This window comes from Bdellovibrio sp. ZAP7 (assembly GCF_006874645.1).
In the GTDB taxonomy this organism is placed as follows: domain Bacteria; phylum Bdellovibrionota; class Bdellovibrionia; order Bdellovibrionales; family Bdellovibrionaceae; genus Bdellovibrio.
Genome location: NZ_CP030082.1, coordinates 3,938,369 through 3,956,813, shown reverse-complemented (window position 1 = coordinate 3,956,813; position 18,445 = coordinate 3,938,369). Strand labels below are relative to the sequence as shown.

Sequence of the window (18,445 nt, the reverse complement as noted above, 5' to 3'; positions counted from 1 at the left end):
ATAGGCCTGACTGCTTACAGAAACAGCGAGTTCCGCCAAGGCCCATGCTATTCTGCATATAAGAGGAAAACTATATGCAGAAATTTGTGGGAGTCTTCGGACTTTTATTTGTTTGCTTTGGCGTGGGCTATTCTGTTGTTCACTATAATACCGCAAGTACTTACATTGATCGTGATCCAGCCGCAGTAAGAACCGGTTTTGATTTTTCTCATCTTTCTGGAGACAAACTTCAAGATGCAGTAAAGCAGCGTTTAGTAACGGGCTTTGAGCTTAAAAAAACTCCAGAGGGTTCCGGATTTTCTTTGGGTCACTTTGTTTTCGTTGATCAAAACGGCCAAAGAAAACTCGCGTGTCAGGAATTTTCCAAAGTAAGTCTGGTATTTGAAGCTGAAGGCGTTTCCGTTTCTGGTGATAAACCATCAATGGAAGTTGAAGGCACATGTGAATATTCAAAAGACATGGCGAAAATTAATCCTCTTTGGTTGCCAATCGCTAAAATCTTGGGAGAAAGACCTGCAGACGGCGAATTCCAATTCAACGAAGGTGCTGGCACCGTTGTTCGTTTTGCAAATCTTCCGGATCACTGGCCAAAAACTTGGTTGCTAAAATCAGTTCGTATGAAGAACCTGAACAACTCTGACTTGGTTATCCAAAGCAATGAAGTGGCTCGTTACTTGGGTCACCCAATCGTAGTGACGTTCTAGAGATAACTTTCAGGAATAAATAACGACATAAATGATGCCTTCACTCTTTGCCACCAGCTTGATTCTGGTTCAGAAGTGAAGGTATTTTTTCGTCCATCGTCGAACGTGGTCCATTGCAGATCACCATCGATATCTAAACTAAGTTCATACGCAATCTCGGGAAGATTCTCTTTAAACCGGGTGGAAAACTTACCAGCCATTTCGGCACTTTCAACAACGACCCCCATTTCAGTATTTATGTGCACCGAACGGGGATCTAAGTTCATCGAACCCACGAAAATATACTTTCGATCAAACACCAAAGTTTTTCCGTGAAGACCGGCATGTGAGCCGCTGGAACCCAGGGATTTTTTTTGCTTAATCAGATCTTTGTGAAAGCGAGGGCGCAGTTCATAAAGTTCCACTCCAACTCGAATCAAATCTTTTCGATATCCCTTATAACCGGCAAAGACACTGCTAACGTCACTTGATGCCAGTGAGTTTGTCAGGACGGTAACGTGGACTCCCTTTTTAACTTTTTCAGAAAGATTATTTACCCCTTGGTCACCAGGAACAAAATAAGGAGAGATCATCATGATTTCTTCCTTAGCACCGGCCATATAGGGTTGAAGTTGTGATTGAAGATTGTCCCCCTGGTCCTTGGGGTCTTCTTTAAACTTTGCAGGGGAGTCGTATACCACATGGGCTTCGCCCCAATACTTTTCAATATCTCCAGAGGCAAAATCCGCCAGCAGTTTGTCGTTGCGTAGCCCTTTGGTATAAGGCGTGTCCAAGGCTTTCTGGTAGGCCTCGTTTAATTTGTCTCGAAACTGTTTTAGATCGTCCTCGCTCACCTTCTGAGAGGGGGTGAGCGAGGCAATCGGATAAGCAATTTCGCTGTTCCAATAAGCATCAAATTCTTTGGACAGTCCTGATACGACAGGCCCAATCGCCCACAAATCAAGGTCCCCGAAATTAATTCCTTCACTTGCCCAAAAGTATTCGTTCCCGATATTGCGACCACCCACGATCGCGACCTCGCTGTCGGCAACAAAAACTTTATTGTGCATGCGACGATTCACTTCACTTAAGCGAGTAATATCGAAAATCCGAAAGCTGCGATTGGCGAATGGGTTTACCATGCGCACTTGTATATTGGGATGCAAGGACATGATCCGTAAGGCTTTCTCGTACTGACCAAGATTCAAATCATCCAGTAGAATGCGTACGCGCACGCCGCGATCGGCTGCCTTCATGGTTTCAGCTGTCATGATGTTGCCGGTAAGATCGTTATTCCAAATGTAGTACTGCATATCCAGCGACCGCTCGGCTGCGCGTATGGATGCTATTCTGGCGACAAAGGCATCTTCACCGGAGAATAGGGGATGAAAACCGGAGAGATCGTGCTTGCCTTGAAGTTTTTCTTTAACGCGTTTTGAAAGAGTTGTCGTTGGATCGGGATCTAAAGTGCTGCTGGGACTGCGCTGCACTTCTTTTGGCAAAGTCGCACACGAACACATTAAAAATGCCAAGGACAAAATGGCAAAATGGGAGCGACTTTTCATAAGAATATTATGATTTTGCGGCCACGAAAGTCGAAGGCCAGATGACAAAAAACAAAAGGCCCTGGGTCTCCCCAAGGCCTTTAGATTCATTATGCTAAGTAAGAACTAAACGTATTGTTTAGCTACTTCAACGAACGTGCGGATCATCGCACCAGAAGCACCTTTTTTAGGAGCGTATGGAAGACGATTACCAACAGCCCAACCAGTACCAGCGATATCGAAGTGAGCCCAAGGGATGCCTTCGCCAACGAACTGCTCTAGGAATGCTGCTGCTGTTGCAGAACCTGCACCTTTTCCAGAAGAGATGTTAGAAAGATCAGCGTAAACGCCTTTCATGTCTTTCACGTGGTAATCTGTCAAAGGCATGTTCCAAACCCACTCACCAGATTGAACTGCTGCTTTTTCAATTTTAGTTTTCAAAGCAGAGTTGCGAGTGAAGTAACCAGTGTGTGTATTGCCCAAAGCAATAACCATCGCGCCAGTCAAAGTTGCAGCATCACAGATCACTTGCGGAGCCAACTCAGTAGCGTAAGACAAAGCGTCTGCAAGGATCAAACGACCTTCAGCATCCGTGTTGTTCACTTCGAACGTTTTACCGTTGCGAGCTGTGTGAACATCACCTGGCTTAGTTGCAGAACCGTTGATCAAGTTTTCAGTAGAAGCTACCAAACCAACTGCGTTTACTTTCAATTTCAATTGAGCGATTGCAAGCAAAGTACCGATCACGTTTGCACCGCCGCACATATCGTATTTCATTTCTTCCATACCGGCACCCGGCTTAATAGAAATACCACCGCAGTCAAAAGTTAGACCTTTACCTACGAAGCAAACCGGTTTTTTAGAAGCAGCTGCACCTTTGTATTCCATGATGATGAAGCGAGGCTCTTGATCAGAACCAGCAGCAACACCCAGAAGGCCGCCCATTTTTTCTTTTTTGATACGAGCCTTATCCCAAACTGTTACTTTCAAGTTTGCGATACCTTTAGCTGCCGCCACGGCAGAGTCAGCAAGGATTGTCGGCGTCATCAAGTTACCTGGCATATCACCAAGGCGACGAGAGAAGTTAACCACGTTACCCAAAACTGCGCCTTCGTTGAAAGCCGCTTTAACAGCTTTGTCGGCCGCCAATTTAGTAACAACGTGAACGTTCAGTTCATCTTCATCTTTTTTAGCTTTAGTTGAAGACTTCAATTCGTCGAATACGTAAGAAGTTAGAACTAAACCTTCAGCAACCGCTTTTGCGAAATCAGCAGCATCTTTTTTACCTGCAGTGATACCGTCAAAATGCAAAGCGGCTTCTTTAACATTCAAAGCTTTGATTGCTTCAAGTGCAGATGCCACAGATTGGCGAACAGATTCGTGTGTGATTTCGTTTTCTTTACCAAGACCGACAACAATAAGATGACGGTAGCCAGAGATATTGAATTCGCGGAAAGTAATCGCTTCCTGATGTTTCCCAGTAATCGTTTTTTCAGTGATTGAATCGACCAGCTGTTTGTTCAGCTCATTATGAGTCACTTTTGCAAGCTTGTCTTTTTGTGAAGAAGACTTTGAAAACACGACCAAAGCCGGGCAAGTCAAAGTATCAATATCTTTGTTCAGTAAGTTAAAAGCCATAGTAAACCTCTTAAAATGATTGTGTAATTCGGGCTTTGTTAGATGTAACATAGCACTCCGGGGGGTCAAAGGCTTTTTCATAAAGTCTTGCTGGAGTATTCCGATAGGTAGCACAGCATAAGACCTCAGCTACTTCGGCACGGCCGAAGGGTACAGACAACTATTAGGAGACACCAGTGGCACTAATTCCTTACGTCATCGAGCAAACTTCCAAAGGCGAAAGATCATACGATATTTATTCCCGCCTTCTTAAGGACCGTATTATCATTCTTGGTACAGCGGTTACGGATGAAGTAGCCAATGCTCTTATCGCGCAATTCCTATTCCTTGAATCGGATAACCCAGAAAAACCAATTCACTTGTATATCAACTCTCCAGGGGGCAGCGTGTCTGCCGGGATGGCGATTTACGACATGATGCAGTTTGTGAAGTGCGATGTGGCGACATATTGCATGGGTATGGCAGCATCCATGGGTTCTTTGCTTTTGACGGCAGGAACTAAAGGTATGCGTTACAGCCTTCCAAATACCCGTATCATGATCCATCAACCGCTTCTTTCTGGTGGTGGCTTGTCTGGTCAGGTAACTGATATCGAAATCCATGCTAAAGAGCTTTTGAAAACTAAAGAAAAACTGACTCGTATTTATGAAACTCACACGGGCCGTGACTATGAATTCTTGAGATCGCAAATGGAAAGGGACAATTTCATGGACCCTTACCAAGCTAAAGAGTTCGGTTTGCTTGACCACGTAGTAGAATCTCGTAAGGCGAAAAAAGGGTAATCAGCGATGACGACTAAAGACACCAACGGCACATTGAGATGTAGTTTCTGCGGTAAAGGCCAAAAAGAAGTTAAAAAACTTATTGCTGGTCCTGGCGTGTATATCTGCGACGAGTGTATTGACCTTTGTAATGACATCATCGACGAGGAAAAAGAGAAAGAGACAGCAGTTAAGGGCACCTTTAAAGTCCCTAAACCAGCTGATATCAAAACTTACCTTGATGATTACGTCATTGGCCAAACTCAAGCTAAGAAAACTTTGGCGGTAGCAGTTCACAATCACTACAAGCGTGTTAACGCGATGTCTGGTGGGAAAAAATCTGCTGACGTTGAAATGCAAAAATCCAACATCCTTTTGATCGGTCCAACTGGTTCCGGTAAAACATTGTTGGCGCAAACTATCGCCAAAATCCTTAACGTTCCATTCGCTATGGCGGATGCAACGACTTTGACTGAAGCTGGTTACGTGGGTGAAGACGTTGAAAACGTTGTTCTAAACCTTCTTCAATCTTCTGACTACGACGTCGAAAAAGCCCAAAAAGGCGTTATTTACGTGGACGAGATCGACAAGATTTCCCGTAAGTCTGAAAATCCATCCATCACTCGTGACGTATCGGGTGAAGGTGTGCAACAGGCCCTTCTAAAAATCCTAGAAGGTACTGTGGCAAATCTGCCTCCGAAAGGTGGTCGTAAGCATCCACAACAGGAATTCATCCAAGTGGATACAACGAACATTCTTTTCATCGTGGGTGGTGCATTCGTTGGTTTGGATAAAATCATCGAAAACAGAACGACAAATAAAACTCTTGGTATCGCTGCGGAAATCCGCACTGCCAAAGAGGCAGCGTCTGCAGATCTACTTGCGAAAGTGGAGCCAGATGACTTGTCTAAGTTCGGTTTGATCCCAGAGTTCATCGGTCGTCTTCCGGCGATCGCGGTTCTTGGCCAATTGGACGAAGATGCATTGATGGATATCTTGGTTCGCCCTAAAAACGCGATCACTAAGCAATACCAAAAATTGTTCTCTTTCGAGGGCGTTGAATTGAAGTTCACTGATAAAGCACTTCGTGCAGTGGCACAAATGGCTTTGAAACGTAAAACAGGTGCCCGCGGTCTGCGTGGTGTGCTTGAGACGGCGATGCTCGACATCATGTACGACATCCCATCTAAAAATAACGTGAAAGAAGTGATCATCGATGAAAACGTGATCAACGATGGCGGGCAGCCAATGTTGGTTTACAAAACTGAAGAGGAAATGAAAGCTGAAGCTGAGGCAGAAGCTAAGAAAAGTTCCGCTTAGCTCGCTGAAAATCGAGAATCGAGAATTAAAAACCCCCAAAGAGTGATCTTTGGGGGTTTGTTTTTTCGGGCGGCTTTAGGGCTATGGAAGTTTGATTACGTAGGCTTTTAGTTTTGCGCCGGGAACCATGGAAGTGGTTGCTGTTACGTTCACGCCTCTTGGCAGCTCCTCAACCTGAGTACCTTTGTAGTCGATGTTGAAATCGATTTTCTTAGAGCGGTCGTCTGGACAAGTGAATACGCCTTTAAAGTAGCGTCCACCTGAGCTCAGAGTGCCTGTGTGATCATAATAAAAGCTGTTTGTAACGACGAACGTGCCTTGGCAAGTTGGATCAGAATGGCCGTCTTTATAGTAACGTTGGATTTCAAATTCCTGGTTATTCAAAACGCGGAATTTCAGGTAAGCCTTTTGAAACATATAGGATGCTTCAACATTATAGCGGCCCACGATATTATCTGCAGTTATTGGTGATGCGAACGCTGGAACACTTCCCGTGATCAGCAAAAACGCTGTTAAAACTAACTTTGTCATAAGGATCCCTCCGTGATTTCGTAGTTATACGAAACTAATTTCCTCAGGATCAAAGTTAAAAGCAATTTACGTTGGATTACAAAGAAAGATTGAGATCGATTTTAAGAGCTTCGCCAAGTGCGTGGAAATCGACGGGTTTGCTTAAGAAGCGTTGCGCACCAAGTTGCTCGGCGCGGCTGCGGAATTCAGAAGATTCGTAGGCGCTAACTACATAAAACAACATATTCGGATGCATTTTGCGGACTTCCTGAAGAAGTTCAAATCCGTCCATCTCTGGCATGTTGATATCAGACATGATCAGGTCAACTTTGGGAGCATCCGCAACGCGAAGATAGTTGAGGCAATCGATGGCACTTAAAAATGAAACCAATTTCACGCCACCCAAGGCAGCGAAAAATTTTTTAAATTTCAATTTATAAAGCAGATGTGTGTCTGCTTCATCATCGACGACCACAATATGAATCATGCATGAATTCTTTCGTGTACCATTGGCAACGACATTACGAATTCAGTCCACTGACCGAACTCACTCGAGTACTTTAATGTGCCGCCATGCTTTTGGGCAATGTTAAATGCGACAGTCAACCCAAGTCCAGCCCCTTCTCCAGGTGCTTTGGTAGTTAGGAAAGGATCAAATACCTTTTCTCCCAAAATTGAGGGAATCCCGATGCCATTGTCACGAATAGAAATTTCCACATTGTCCCCGCGAACTGCAGTGGAGATTGTCAATTCAGGGTCAAAGTTCTTTTCAGTTAAAACTTTTTTCTCAAGAGCATGAATCGAGTTATCGATGATGTTTGAGAGAGCTCTGCTTAGGGAAGCCGAATATGTTTGTGCTTGGACAGAGTCAGCCAGGCGATAATTCACCTTAGGGGGAATATATGCAGAACCTAATGCACGATTGGCAATAGTTTGCTGATAAGATTTTTTAACAACTTCATTCACATCGGTCTGTTCTAAGATGTCGCTATCGTAACCAGATAGGATCTGCATGGAGCGAACGATTTGATCGATACGCTGGCTGTGCTTTAGAATAACACGACTAATTTCTCTAATTTCTTCGGTGTCTTCAGACTCACTTAAAAGTTCACTGAAGTTCAAAACGAAGTTCAGTGGATTGCGAATCTCATGTGCCACAGAGGCTGTTAAACTGCCCAGGGAAGCGAGTTTTTCCTGAGCCACCAAGGTTGCTTGCATACGCTTGATCTGCAGCATGGCTTTTTCCAAGCTTTGATTTTTCGTCGTCAGCTCACGAGTACGATTCATGACCTTGTGTTCAAGGGCCTGATTCAGTTGTTCAAGTTGCTGGTTGGCTTCCAGCAATTCGATCTTAAACTTATTGATAGAGTCGACCAAGATATCCAGTTCGTCTTTTACCTCGCTGTGCGGACGGTTCAGGCGTAACTCTCCACGCGTGCGCTCATCAGAAGTTAAATGCTCAACGACACGTTTGATATGCACAACCACGATACGGTTAAAGATAAAGTACAAACAGAAAACCACGATCATGGTTTTGGCAGCTTGTCGGATGAAAATCCAAATGGCCTCGTGGAAGTATTTTTCGCGCAGATTTCTGACATCCAATTCGACGTCCAGAGTACCTAAAACTTCGTTGGTATTTTTATGCAAAATATCGAAGCTGCGGTGGCTTTCCTCGGCTGGGTCCGTGACGCCTGTTTCATAGATCGTTTTATTATCCGCAACCAGTTTCAGATAGCTCACACCTTGCAAGCGACTTAAACCATCCAACTGGATTTCCAAAAGGCGAGTGTCATAGGACCATAAGTGCTCGGCCATGGAATCCAAGTACGAGTTCTTGATGATGGAGAAGTTATTCTGCAGCTTGTCGAAGTCTTTTTGATAATCCAAAATAAGCTGGCCCGCCGTTAAAACTAACGTGGCGAAAGAACTGACTGCCCAGGTCGCTATAAGCAACTTGAGGCTCAGTGAGTTGGTATGAGCCCATTTGGATTGTTCGCGTGTCACATAGCACTTATCGATCAAGTCGCTAAAAAAGGGGATTAAAATCTGCTTCGGGGGTATTACAATTAGGAAAGAATCTCAATTCTGCTCGATATTTAGATAAATTTTCGGGTCATCTTTTTTTACGATATGCTTAAAAGATAAGCAGGTATCTGACAGGCCAAAAACTGTGATGGGCCAGACTTATATTTCAGACTCACATATTTACTTCCCAGCAATCGTTACCATAGTTAAAATAAGTGAAGGATTCGCTAAGGTTTTTAACGGATTAATTAACCTGAATGAAGATCCTCTTGTTCTAATAGTGCAAGAAGCTCGTTAACCCAAGGGAGGGAGAGGATATGAGCGAGGGAAAAGTAACACAACTACCGCTTTTGCCCCTAAGAGACCTCATCATTTTTCCACATATGATGATGCCTTTGTTTGTAGGTCGCGAAAAGAGCATCAACGCTCTAGAAGAAGCGATGGCCAAACAAACCGATATCGTTTTGGCGGCACAGAAAGACGCTAAAACGAACAATCCCGAACCCAAGGACATCTTTGCGATCGGTACCGTAGGTACGATCATTCAGTTGCTTCGCTTGCCGGATGGAACTGTAAAGGTTTTGGTCGAAGGTAAACGTCGTGTAAAGATTAAGAATTTCGTAAACAACGACAACTTCTTCATGGTGGCTGTGGAGTCCCTGGACGAAGACGGTACCAACGTAGTTGAAGCACAAGCGCTTGTTCGCTCTGTGAAAACGACATTCGAAACGTACGTGAAGTTGAATAAACGCATCCCACCAGAAATCTTGATGAGAGTTTCGACTATCGAGAACCCAGGTGAGTTGGCTGACATTATCGTGGCTCAATTGAACTTGAAGCTTGAAGATAAGCAGGCAGTTCTTGAGATCATCGATGCCAGCAAACGTTTGGAACATTTGTTGAACTTGATGACGGGCGAGATCGAAATCCTTGAAGTGGAGAAAAAGATCCGCACTCGCGTGAAGAAGCAAATGGAGCGTTCTCAGAAAGAGTACTATTTGAATGAGCAAATGCAGGCTATTCAAAAAGAACTTGGCGAGAAAGACGACTACCAAGCTGAGCTTCAAGATCTAGAGATCAAATGTAAGAACAAGAAAATGTCTCAAGAAGCTAAAGACAAAGTGATGAAAGAGATCAAGAAATTGAAACTTATGTCACCGATGTCAGCGGAAGCGACAGTTGTTCGTAACTACATCGACTGGATCTTGTCACTTCCATGGCAGGATTACTCCGAAGAGAAACATGACATCAAAAATGCTCAACGCATTTTGGATGACGAGCACTTCGGACTTGAAAAGGTTAAAGATCGTATCCTTGAGTACTTGGCAGTTCTTTCGATTTCGAAAGATATGAAGGGGCCTATCTTGTGCCTTGCAGGTCCTCCGGGCGTAGGTAAAACATCTTTGGCGAAATCAATCGCTGAATCTTTGAATCGTTCTTTCGCACGTATCTCTTTGGGTGGCGTGAGAGATGAAGCAGAGATCCGCGGTCACAGAAAAACGTACGTAGGTGCGATGCCAGGTAAAATCATCCAAGCTTTGCGCAAGGTTGATAAAGGTAATCCACTGGTTCTTCTGGATGAAATCGACAAAATGGCGAACGATTTCAGAGGTGACCCTTCAGCAGCAATGCTTGAAGTTTTGGATCCAGAGCAAAATTCTACGTTCCAAGATCACTATCTTGAAGTTGAATACGATCTTTCAAAAGTAATGTTTATCGCGACTGCGAATAGTCTTCATACAATCCCACGTCCATTGTTGGATCGTATGGAAATCATCCAGCTTGAAGGTTATATTGAGCAGGAAAAATTCCACATCGCGAAAAATTACCTGGTTCCAAAACAATTGGAAAACCATGGTTTGAAAGATCACAAAGTTACGGTGAAAGATGAAGCTATCCGCGACATCATCCGCTTCTACACTCGTGAAGCCGGCGTCCGTAACCTTGAAAGACAAGTGGCGAACGTTTGCCGTAAAGTAGCTAAAGACATCGTGATGAACGAAACTTTGAATGACTTTAAAGGTGAAAGCACTGCTAAGAAAGCGACTGGTAAAACAGCTGCTGCTAAAAAAGGTGCTAAGGGAGCTAAGACTTCTACGAAAGCTGAAACCGGTAAAAATGCAGGTTACGTTGTAACTTCACAAAAACTGGTAGAGTTGTTGGGACCTCATAAATTCAAATTCGGTCAAATCGAAGCTGAAAATGAAATCGGTCTTACAAACGGTATGGCTTGGACAGAAGTGGGCGGTGACTTGTTGGCTGTCGAAGTAAGCGTGGTACCTGGTAAAGGTAAATTCACGGTGACTGGTCAACTGGGCGACGTGATGAAAGAATCTTGTGCGGCTGCGATGAGCTACGTACGTTCAAGAGGTCCTTTGTTCGGTTTGGACAAAGAATACTTCGCGAACATCGACGTGCACATCCATTTGCCAGAAGGCGCAGTTCCTAAGGACGGTCCTTCAGCAGGTATCGCATTGACGACTTCAATCGTGTCAGCAATCACTAAGATCCCAGTTAAGCGCACAGTTGCGATGACGGGTGAAGTTTCCCTTCGTGGTCGTGTGATGGCAATCGGTGGTTTGAAAGAGAAAACTCTGGCGGCACACCGTGGTGGCATCAAGATGATCATCTGTCCTAAAGAGAATGAAAAAGATCTTAAGGACATCCCGAAGGAAGTGATGAAAGACTTGAAAGTCATCCTGGTGGACCATGTGGATCAAGTGTTGATCAACGCTTTGGATGTTAAAAATCCAAAAGAGATCTTCAAAATCCAAAAGGAACGCGAGTTTGGTATCAAGGCTCAGTACACAGGCCAACAAAATGTCGCTCACCACTAGTGGTGAACGACATTCTGGAAATTGGAAATTAGAAATTGGAAGTTTTTGAATGCAAAGGGCTGGTCGCAAGACTGGCCCTTTGTTTTTTTGTGAGGGCGCTCAACGTGGAGCTTTGGTGTGAATAGGATTTAGGTATTCACATTGGAGTAACTATGAAGTTCTTTTTGCCTTTGCTTGCACCGCTTTTGTTTTTCTTTGTCGCGTTTGCGGCTCAAAGACCTGGTGAAAAGGTTGTGGCGCAGAATCCTGAGGCACAAAAAGCTTATGAAGAAATTCGTAGCACCATGGGGATGGTCCCGACTTTTCTTAAAGAGTTTCCACAAGAAGGGATTTCAGGCGCGTGGCAGGAGTTTCGCGATGTGCAATTAAACCCTACGACGGCACTGACTCCGAAAACTAAGGAGTTGATTGGTCTGGCAGTCGCAGCGCAGATTCCTTGTACGTACTGTATTTATTTTCATAAGCGTGCAGCCAAGTTCAACGGGGCCACTTCTGAAGAAATAAATTTTGCGATCGCTATTGCGGCTGATACTCGCAAGTGGGCGACATTTTGGGAGGGATCACCGATTCCATTTCCCAAATTCAAAATGGACGTCGATAAAATGGTAACAAATCTTAAAAGCAGAAAACCTGGATCCGTCGTTGAGTACGAGACAACTCCCTTGATCGGGGATGCGGATGGTGCTTATCGTGATATGCAAAGTACTTTGGGTTTTACCCCCGCATTCGTGAAACCCTATGCAGCTAAGGGAATTGCGGGAGCCTGGAATGAACACAAGATGCTAAGCATGAATTCCAAGGCCCCCTTGGCGCCTGCAACTATTGATCTTATAAGTGTGGCGGTGTCAGCGCAGACGTCATGTCCTTATTGTGTTTACATCTATACAGAATTTGCGAAACTTCATGGCGCTAACGACGAGCAGCTGCGAGAATCCGTTGCGATGGCAGGACTTACTCGGCACTGGAGTACCTTTCTAAACGGACTGCAACAACCTCAAAAAGAGTTTGAGCGAGAAGTTGATCAAATTTTTGCGCGCCTGGAAGAAAAGAAAAGTCAGATGGATAAACAAATTTCTTCTCGTAAGTAATCTTACTTCGTATGATGGGCACCGATGAACACCAGTGCCCTTTTACTTTTAATCTCTGCTTTTCTTCATGCCAGCTGGAACGCTATCGCGAAAACCACCAAGGACAAGGAAGCATTTCTATTTGTGGCAATGACCGTCAGCAATCTGGTCATTGCGATTTCCCTTATACTCTTTCCAGATGGATTCTCGGCCGGAAACCCCGTGGGTTGGGCGATACTCTCCGGGTTGTCAGAGGGTGCGTACTTCGTAACTCTTGCGTGGTCTTTAAAACAAAGTCAGCTGGGTAAGGCGTATTCTATCATGCGCGGCGGAGCGATGATTTTCGTATGGATTATGTCCACAGTATTCATGGGTGAGACAGCTTCTGCCTTGCAAACTGTCGGGGCTGTTTTTGTTTTAGGCGGAATTGTGGTGCTTAGCTTTCCAAGCCTTGGCGAAAGAAAAGGCGAAACTTCTGGATGGTTTGCGAAAATTCCGTGGGCTTGGGTCTGCGCTCTGTTTATTGGCGGATACCATTTAAGTTATCACCAGGCTTTGCATCACGGCGCTGAGCCCAAAAGTTTATTTGCGGTTGCGATGGTCATCTCGTGGCCATTCCTGTGGTTTGCAATCACTGGGGAGCGAATGAGTCGCGTGAAACAAGTCGTGCGCACTGAAAGCGTTAAAGCAATCGCTGCAGGAATCGCAGCTAATATGTCGTTTGTGATATTTCTTTACGGATTAAAAGTTTCTGTGCCGGGATTTGCAATTTCCCTTAGGAACGCATCTATCTTTTTTGCGGTTCTATTTTCATTTTTCTTAAAAGAATCACTCAGTCGAATTCAAATTGTCGGCGCCTTGGTGGTGGGAACGGGAGCCGTGCTTTTAAGTCTTTAAAAGCACAGCCTGGTTTTCATTACGTTAAGAAATTCGCGTGATGCTTGATGTGGTTTTCAATAAACGTCGCGATAAAATAATAGCTGTGATCATACTCACCTCTGTATTTTACTTCGATATTTTGTCCAACTTCCAAACAAGCTTTTTCCAATTGCGGGGTCAGCAGTTGACCCTTTTCATAGAACTCATCGGCCAAGCCCTGATCGACTAGAATGCTGTTTTCATGTCTGGCGCCGCTGCGAACCAATTCAGTCGCATCGTATTGGCTCCAAGTGGATTTATCTGAACCTAAATAGCCGGTGAAAGCTTTTTCACCCCAAGGGCATTGAGTTGGATTCACAATCGGAGCAAACGCCGAGATTGCTTGAAACTTTTTACTTTCACGAAGACCGATCACCAAAGCTCCGTGACCACCCATTGAGTGACCCATGATGGAGATTTTATTTTTGGGAATCTGAAACTGCGTCTGAATCAAATCATAGAGTTCTTCGCTGACGTAAGTGAACATGCGATAGTGATCAGCATATCCTTCAGTTTTCGCATCTACGTAAAAGCTCGCACCAGAGCCGAAATCATAGGAGTCATGCTCACCCGGCAATTGCAGTCCGCGCGGGGAGGTGTCCGGACAGATCACCATCAATTGGTGTTCTGCCAGATACTTTTGAGCACCGGCTTTGGTTATAAAGTTTTCATCCGTGCAAGTCAGTCCCGAAAGCCAGATCACACAACCCTTAACCAAGTCCTTAGGAATGAAAGTTGAAAACTTCATTTTGGTTTTCGTCGAGGTTGAATCGTGCTCCCAAAACTGAGTTTTACCTTCGAATGTCTTATGCGACTTAAGAAGTTTTACTTCCATGGCCTCTCCTACATTTTAATCACAGAACGGATGCTTTTGCCTTCATGCATATAATCAAAGGCTTTGTTGATATCTTCAAGTGGCATTTCGAAAGTTACCATGTCATCGATGTTGATCGCACCAGACATGTACTGATCAACATATCCTGGAAGTTCAGTACGGCCTTTTACTCCACCAAATGCAGAACCTTTCCATACTCGGCCTGTCACCAATTGGAAGGGACGGGTAGAGATCTCTTGTCCCGCGCCCGCTACGCCGATAATAATCGATTGACCCCAACCGCGGTGAGCACACTCAAGAGCTGCGCGCATCAGTGCTGTGCTGCCCACACACTCAAATGAATAATCAACGCCCCACTCGGTCATTTCCACGATTACTTGCTGAATTGGTTTGTCGAATTTATTGGGATTTACGAAATCCGTGGCGCCGAATTTTTCAGCCATTTCGCGTTTCGCATCATTGATGTCGATCGCGATGATGCGGGAAGCTCCCGCCATTTTTGCACCTTGGATAACGGAAAGACCGATACCGCCCAAGCCGAAAACTGCAACGGTCGCGCCTTTCTCAACTTTTGCCGTGTTCAGAACTGCACCGATACCTGTCGTTACTCCGCAACCAAGCAGGCAAACTTTTTCCAAAGGGGCCGCGGGATTTACTTTCGCTAACGCGATTTCTGGAACTACGGTGTATTCAGCAAATGTTGAACAACCCATATAGTGATGAATCATTTTGCCATCTTTAGAAAATCGAGAAGTTCCATCCGGCATCAAACCTTTACCTTGAGTCGCCCGAATGCGAACGCACAAATTAGTTTTGCCAGACAGACAGAATTTACATTCTTTACATTCGGGAGTGTAAAGTGGAATCACGTGATCACCTTTTTTAAGCGTCGTGACACCTTCACCTACGGCTTCAACAATGCCGCCACCTTCGTGGCCCAGGATCACCGGGAAAAGACCTTCTGGGTCAGCTCCTGACAGCGTGAAAGCGTCAGTATGACAAACGCCCGTTGCCACGACCTTAACTAACACTTCACCCTTTTTCGGTGCTTCTAATTCAACCTCTTCGATAGATAAAGGGGCTCCGGCTTTCCACGCAACTGCGGCTTTGATTTTCATACTGACTCCTTGGATGTATTGAATGAAGGAATTATAAGGAGATACCGCTTTCTTGACTAGGCGACAAAAGGAACAATACTGTTTCTGTATGGAAACAATAAAGTCGCTCCAAGGAATCATTTCGTTTGTCAAAGTTGCCGATTTCGGAAGCTTTTCCAAAGCTGCCGAAATTTTGAACGTTTCAAAATCTCACATCAGTAAAAACATCCGCCAATTAGAGGCTGACTTGGGTATCGCGCTATTTGTTCGCTCTACTCGCAAAGTCCAGCTGACTCATCTCGGGGAAAGATTTCTAGAGACATGTCGCGAGTCTTTAAAAAGTCTCGATTCAGCCAAGCAGGAAATTTTGGATTTATCAGATACTCCTCGCGGAACCTTGCGAGTGACGTTGGCTGGAATTTTTGGTGAAGACTATATTGCGCCCGTGGTGATTGAAATGGCCAAGCGCTACCCGGATTTGAAAGTGGAGCTAAATTTTTCCACGCGCATTGTGGATTTAATTGAGGAAAAGTTCGATGTGGCGATTCGTATCGGGCATCTAGAGAATTCTTCATTGATGGCGCAAAAAATTGCTTCTCGTTTTGAATATATTGTCTGTTCCAAAAGTTATCTGGCTTCTGCTCCTCCACTGAAAGAGCCTCAGGACTTGATTCACCACAACTGTATCGGCGAGCGCAGCTCGTGGAGTTTCAGAAAACGAGGCAAAAACTTTCAGGTTTCCATTTCCGGGAATTTCAAAAGTAATAACCCCAGAGTCACGCAAAAGGCTGCCCTGGCGGGTTTGGGGATCGCGCGCCTTCCGGGTTCCTATGCTTTTGAGGAGATAAAACGGGGCCGCCTGGTTTCTGTTTTGGAAAACTTCAACGAAGGAAAAAAGGACATCTGGGCGGTAACGCCGATCCGCCACAAACAGAACATTAACGTGAAAGTCTTTATCCAAGAGGTTAAAAAGCATCTTTCGGACGACTATGGACACGTATTATTCTAAATAATTCCCACATGTTGCGGCGAGTAAACACAGTTGTGGTAAGGGCTTAGGATTACATTACTGAAATCAATTCTCACTATGCCTACTTTTTGAGCAACGTCTCGCATCCTTCATTGACGATATCCTGACAATCTGACAAAACCTGTCCTTCCTCAAAAAAACTTGGAGTTTTAATTTCTTATGAGTCAATTCGATCGCACCTATGAGCTCGGCAAGCTTTATAGCGATCGTGGAGAGTTCGGTCCCGCAGCGGATCACCTTCGCGAAGCTAGTGAAGGCTATTTCGCTGAAAAGAATTTCTCTCAATATCTCAAGTGCCAAAACTTGTTGTTGCGTATTTTTGCCGAACGCGAACAAACAGAAGAAATCAACAAAACTAAGGAAAAACTCCAAGACCTGGTTTTGAATGAGGGCTTCGAACTTAACTCTAAAACTTACTACACTCTTGCTGTCTGCGCGTCTTACAAGGGCCAAACTGAAGTGGCTTTGGATTACGTACAAAAAGCGCTTGCGATCGCGCTTGCTTCTGACAACAAAGAGGACATCTGCAACGCCATCTTCGGTCTTGCGATGGTTTACTCTGCTCCAGGTGTGGCACGTTATGCTGACGCCTTGAAAGAGATCTACAACCTTGAGGTGTTCTTCCAGGTTTACAATCTTCCAGATTTGAAAATTTCATCTTTGATCTTGAACGGTAACATCCTTGCGCAAATGAAAAAGCACGAGGAAGCTGTGACGGTATTGTGGAAAGCCTACGACGCTCTTAAAGAGACTCGTAATGTGGTTTCTGCATCTTACCTGATGATCCAATTGGGTGATGTGTATTTCGAAATGGGCGATAAAGATTTGGCTCGCGTTTACTTGGCGTTGGCTCAAAAATCTATCGACTCCGAAAACCACGTTCGCCTGGCTAAGATCGCTCAGTTCTACGCATCTAAAATCGGTGCGGATTCTCAGCACAGCTATGACCTTGTATTCGACGAAGTTAACCATGCGGTGACTGAGCGTAAATTGGGTCGTATCGATTTCAAAAATCAATTTATCCTTTTGGATCTATTGCGCCTGTTCGTTCAGAACCAAGGCACAATCTATTCTAAGGAATTCCTGGTCGAAAATGTTTGGAAGCAGCCATACGATCCTGCGATCCATGACAATAAGATTTACGTGACGATCAAACGTCTTCGTAAATTGATCGAACCGGATTACGAGAAACCAAAATATATTTTTAGAGCCAAAAACGGCTATTACATGAATAAAGCTGCTCGAGTACATTTCGAGCACTAGTAGGGGTTTTCATGTTACGTCATATTTTTTTAGCAGCTCTGTTGATCTTTTCCAGTGTAAGTCATGCGCAGACTTCGTCTTACCACGCACATGCTTGGGATTACGACGAAGGCAGCATCATGCCGACTGGAGACAATCGTCCGGTCCCATGGCCTTGGACATTGGCGCAACCATTCCCTTGGGATGATATCCAAGGTTTGTGGAAGGTCGAACAGGATAACTATGTATCTTACTTCGCATTTAAAGTTGTGAAGCAAGCAAGCGGTGGTCGCCAGCTTCTGGTCAGACAAATCGATGGAGAAACTCGTCGTGTGTTGGCCGAGGGCCCGGGTTTCGAAAGAGACAACATCGTGTTTGCGCAAATGACTAGCTGTGGTGGTGCTACGTACCGTCTGAAGCTAACATCATTTAAACGTGAAGATTCTCCTCAACCTCCGGTTATGGGTAATCTCTACACGGGTTCAGTGATGGTATTGTCGATGAGTGATCTTGGCGACAAGAGCGCTTATTACATCGCCCATTTGCAGCTGACGAAGGTTTCTTCGCGTTTTCGCTTCACGCAAGATACTTGCCTGTCGCACTAACGGGAATTTTTAAAAAAGTTAAAAAAGATATTGCAAAGTTCGAAGGACGCAGATAAACATAGGTCCTTCTTACCGATAGGGAGTTAGCTCAGTTGGTAGAGCGCCACCCTTACAAGGTGGATGTCGCAGGTTCGAATCCTGTACTCCCTACCAATCTTCTAAAAGATTGGCCTATCGAAAAATTACCGCCCACAAGGCGGTTTTTTTATGCCCAAAATCTGCCCCTATAAGCCAATCGCTCACATCAAGTTTCCGTACTTGGATTAAATCCTTATAATTTTCTGTCTACAAAGTATGGAGGAATGCTTCATTTCTCGAAAACTAATGCAT

Annotated in this window: 16 protein-coding genes and 1 tRNA gene; 10 read left to right on the top strand and 7 right to left on the bottom strand. The window is 44.7% G+C overall.

From position 1 onward, the window contains the following. Positions 1-74: 74 nt before the first annotated feature. The gene (locus DOM22_RS19010; protein ID WP_142701889.1) at positions 75-704 is read left to right on the top strand and encodes a hypothetical protein; all 630 of its coding nucleotides are present in this window, start codon (positions 75-77) and stop codon (positions 702-704) included. Here the strand turns inward: DOM22_RS19010 and DOM22_RS19005 are convergent. Both DOM22_RS19005 and DOM22_RS19000 read right to left on the bottom strand, forming a co-directional pair. Then, entirely contained in the window at positions 701-2,248 is a 1,548-nt protein-coding gene (locus DOM22_RS19005; protein WP_142701888.1) for a phospholipase D family protein, read from the bottom strand. The two genes, DOM22_RS19010 and DOM22_RS19005, sit on opposite strands and share 4 nt — an antisense overlap. A gap of 105 nt (positions 2,249-2,353) precedes the next feature. Further along, positions 2,354-3,865 (bottom strand): leucyl aminopeptidase, encoded by a 1,512-nt coding sequence (locus DOM22_RS19000; protein WP_142701887.1) that lies wholly within the window; start codon positions 3,863-3,865, stop codon positions 2,354-2,356. 176 nt (positions 3,866-4,041) lie between these two features. On the opposite strand from DOM22_RS19000, the gene DOM22_RS18995 reads away from it, so the two are divergent. Further along, on the top strand, positions 4,042-4,647 hold the full coding sequence (locus DOM22_RS18995) for an ATP-dependent Clp protease proteolytic subunit (protein WP_142701886.1): 606 nt from the start codon (positions 4,042-4,044) through the stop codon (positions 4,645-4,647). A gap of 6 nt (positions 4,648-4,653) precedes the next feature. Continuing rightward, on the top strand, positions 4,654-5,946 hold the full coding sequence (gene clpX / locus DOM22_RS18990; protein ID WP_142701885.1) for an ATP-dependent Clp protease ATP-binding subunit ClpX: 1,293 nt from the start codon (positions 4,654-4,656) through the stop codon (positions 5,944-5,946). A gap of 81 nt (positions 5,947-6,027) precedes the next feature. Here clpX and DOM22_RS18985 read toward each other — a convergent pair whose 3' ends face one another. The 3 genes from DOM22_RS18985 to DOM22_RS18975 form a co-directional block, all read right to left on the bottom strand. Further along, positions 6,028-6,477 (bottom strand): hypothetical protein, encoded by a 450-nt coding sequence (locus DOM22_RS18985; RefSeq protein ID WP_142701884.1) that lies wholly within the window; start codon positions 6,475-6,477, stop codon positions 6,028-6,030. Positions 6,478-6,553: 76 nt separating this feature from the next. After that, entirely contained in the window at positions 6,554-6,943 is a 390-nt protein-coding gene (locus DOM22_RS18980; RefSeq protein WP_142701883.1) for a response regulator, read from the bottom strand. After that, complete coding sequence (locus DOM22_RS18975; RefSeq protein WP_246845758.1) at positions 6,940-8,463, bottom strand: ATP-binding protein; 1,524 nt, start codon at positions 8,461-8,463, stop codon at positions 6,940-6,942. Before DOM22_RS18975 ends, DOM22_RS18980 begins: the two co-directional genes overlap by 4 nt. A 338-nt stretch (positions 8,464-8,801) precedes the next feature. On the opposite strand from DOM22_RS18975, the gene lon reads away from it, so the two are divergent. The 3 genes from lon (at position 8,802) to DOM22_RS18960 (ending at position 13,285) form a co-directional block, all read left to right on the top strand. Continuing rightward, positions 8,802-11,321 carry an endopeptidase La gene (gene lon, locus DOM22_RS18970; RefSeq protein ID WP_142701882.1) on the top strand — a complete coding sequence of 840 codons (2,520 nt, stop codon included), beginning with the start codon at positions 8,802-8,804 and terminating at the stop codon, positions 11,319-11,321. A gap of 152 nt (positions 11,322-11,473) precedes the next feature. Further along, the gene (locus DOM22_RS18965) at positions 11,474-12,409 is read left to right on the top strand and encodes a carboxymuconolactone decarboxylase family protein (protein ID WP_142701881.1); all 936 of its coding nucleotides are present in this window, start codon (positions 11,474-11,476) and stop codon (positions 12,407-12,409) included. A gap of 24 nt (positions 12,410-12,433) precedes the next feature. Further along, positions 12,434-13,285, top strand: a complete 852-nt coding sequence (locus DOM22_RS18960) for a DMT family transporter (RefSeq protein WP_142701880.1) — start codon at positions 12,434-12,436, stop codon at positions 13,283-13,285. Between the two features lie 19 nt (positions 13,286-13,304). Here the strand turns inward: DOM22_RS18960 and fghA are convergent, their stop codons facing one another. Both fghA and DOM22_RS18950 read right to left on the bottom strand, forming a co-directional pair. Next, positions 13,305-14,141, bottom strand: a complete 837-nt coding sequence (gene fghA / locus DOM22_RS18955; RefSeq protein WP_142701879.1) for an S-formylglutathione hydrolase — start codon at positions 14,139-14,141, stop codon at positions 13,305-13,307. Between the two features lie 8 nt (positions 14,142-14,149). Beyond that, complete coding sequence (locus tag DOM22_RS18950; protein WP_142701878.1) at positions 14,150-15,259, bottom strand: S-(hydroxymethyl)glutathione dehydrogenase/class III alcohol dehydrogenase; 1,110 nt, start codon at positions 15,257-15,259, stop codon at positions 14,150-14,152. Positions 15,260-15,347: 88 nt separating this feature from the next. On the opposite strand from DOM22_RS18950, the gene DOM22_RS18945 reads away from it, so the two are divergent. From DOM22_RS18945 to DOM22_RS18930, 4 genes are all read left to right on the top strand, one after another. After that, a complete protein-coding gene (locus tag DOM22_RS18945; protein ID WP_142701877.1) occupies positions 15,348-16,247 on the top strand; it encodes a LysR family transcriptional regulator in 900 nt (299 codons plus the stop codon). Between the two features lie 180 nt (positions 16,248-16,427). Further along, positions 16,428-17,531 (top strand): winged helix-turn-helix domain-containing protein, encoded by a 1,104-nt coding sequence (locus DOM22_RS18940; protein WP_142701876.1) that lies wholly within the window; start codon positions 16,428-16,430, stop codon positions 17,529-17,531. 11 nt (positions 17,532-17,542) lie between these two features. Continuing rightward, positions 17,543-18,115, top strand: coding sequence for a hypothetical protein (locus tag DOM22_RS18935; protein WP_142701875.1), 573 nt, complete (start codon positions 17,543-17,545; stop codon positions 18,113-18,115). 77 nt (positions 18,116-18,192) lie between these two features. Continuing rightward, positions 18,193-18,268: transfer RNA gene (locus tag DOM22_RS18930), tRNA-Val, on the top strand. The last annotated feature ends 177 nt before the right edge of the window (positions 18,269-18,445 follow it).

Excerpts from the sequence above, each read along its gene's own strand:
- DOM22_RS18985 (WP_142701884.1), bottom strand. The coding sequence starts at position 6,477 with ATGACAAAGTTAGTTTTAACAGCGTTTTTGCTGATCACGGGAAGTGTT.
- DOM22_RS18945 (WP_142701877.1), top strand. The coding sequence starts at position 15,348 with ATGGAAACAATAAAGTCGCTCCAAGGAATCATTTCGTTTGTCAAAGTT.
- lon (WP_142701882.1), top strand. The coding sequence starts at position 8,802 with ATGAGCGAGGGAAAAGTAACACAACTACCGCTTTTGCCCCTAAGAGAC.
- clpX (WP_142701885.1), top strand. The coding sequence starts at position 4,654 with ATGACGACTAAAGACACCAACGGCACATTGAGATGTAGTTTCTGCGGT.
- DOM22_RS19005 (WP_142701888.1), bottom strand. The coding sequence starts at position 2,248 with ATGAAAAGTCGCTCCCATTTTGCCATTTTGTCCTTGGCATTTTTAATG.
- DOM22_RS18935 (WP_142701875.1), top strand. The coding sequence starts at position 17,543 with ATGTTACGTCATATTTTTTTAGCAGCTCTGTTGATCTTTTCCAGTGTA.
- fghA (WP_142701879.1), bottom strand. The coding sequence starts at position 14,141 with ATGGAAGTAAAACTTCTTAAGTCGCATAAGACATTCGAAGGTAAAACT.
- DOM22_RS18950 (WP_142701878.1), bottom strand. The coding sequence starts at position 15,259 with ATGAAAATCAAAGCCGCAGTTGCGTGGAAAGCCGGAGCCCCTTTATCT.
- DOM22_RS18960 (WP_142701880.1), top strand. The coding sequence starts at position 12,434 with ATGAACACCAGTGCCCTTTTACTTTTAATCTCTGCTTTTCTTCATGCC.
- DOM22_RS19010 (WP_142701889.1), top strand. The coding sequence starts at position 75 with ATGCAGAAATTTGTGGGAGTCTTCGGACTTTTATTTGTTTGCTTTGGC.
- DOM22_RS18980 (WP_142701883.1), bottom strand. The coding sequence starts at position 6,943 with ATGATTCATATTGTGGTCGTCGATGATGAAGCAGACACACATCTGCTT.
- DOM22_RS18940 (WP_142701876.1), top strand. The coding sequence starts at position 16,428 with ATGAGTCAATTCGATCGCACCTATGAGCTCGGCAAGCTTTATAGCGAT.
- DOM22_RS18965 (WP_142701881.1), top strand. The coding sequence starts at position 11,474 with ATGAAGTTCTTTTTGCCTTTGCTTGCACCGCTTTTGTTTTTCTTTGTC.
- DOM22_RS19000 (WP_142701887.1), bottom strand. The coding sequence starts at position 3,865 with ATGGCTTTTAACTTACTGAACAAAGATATTGATACTTTGACTTGCCCG.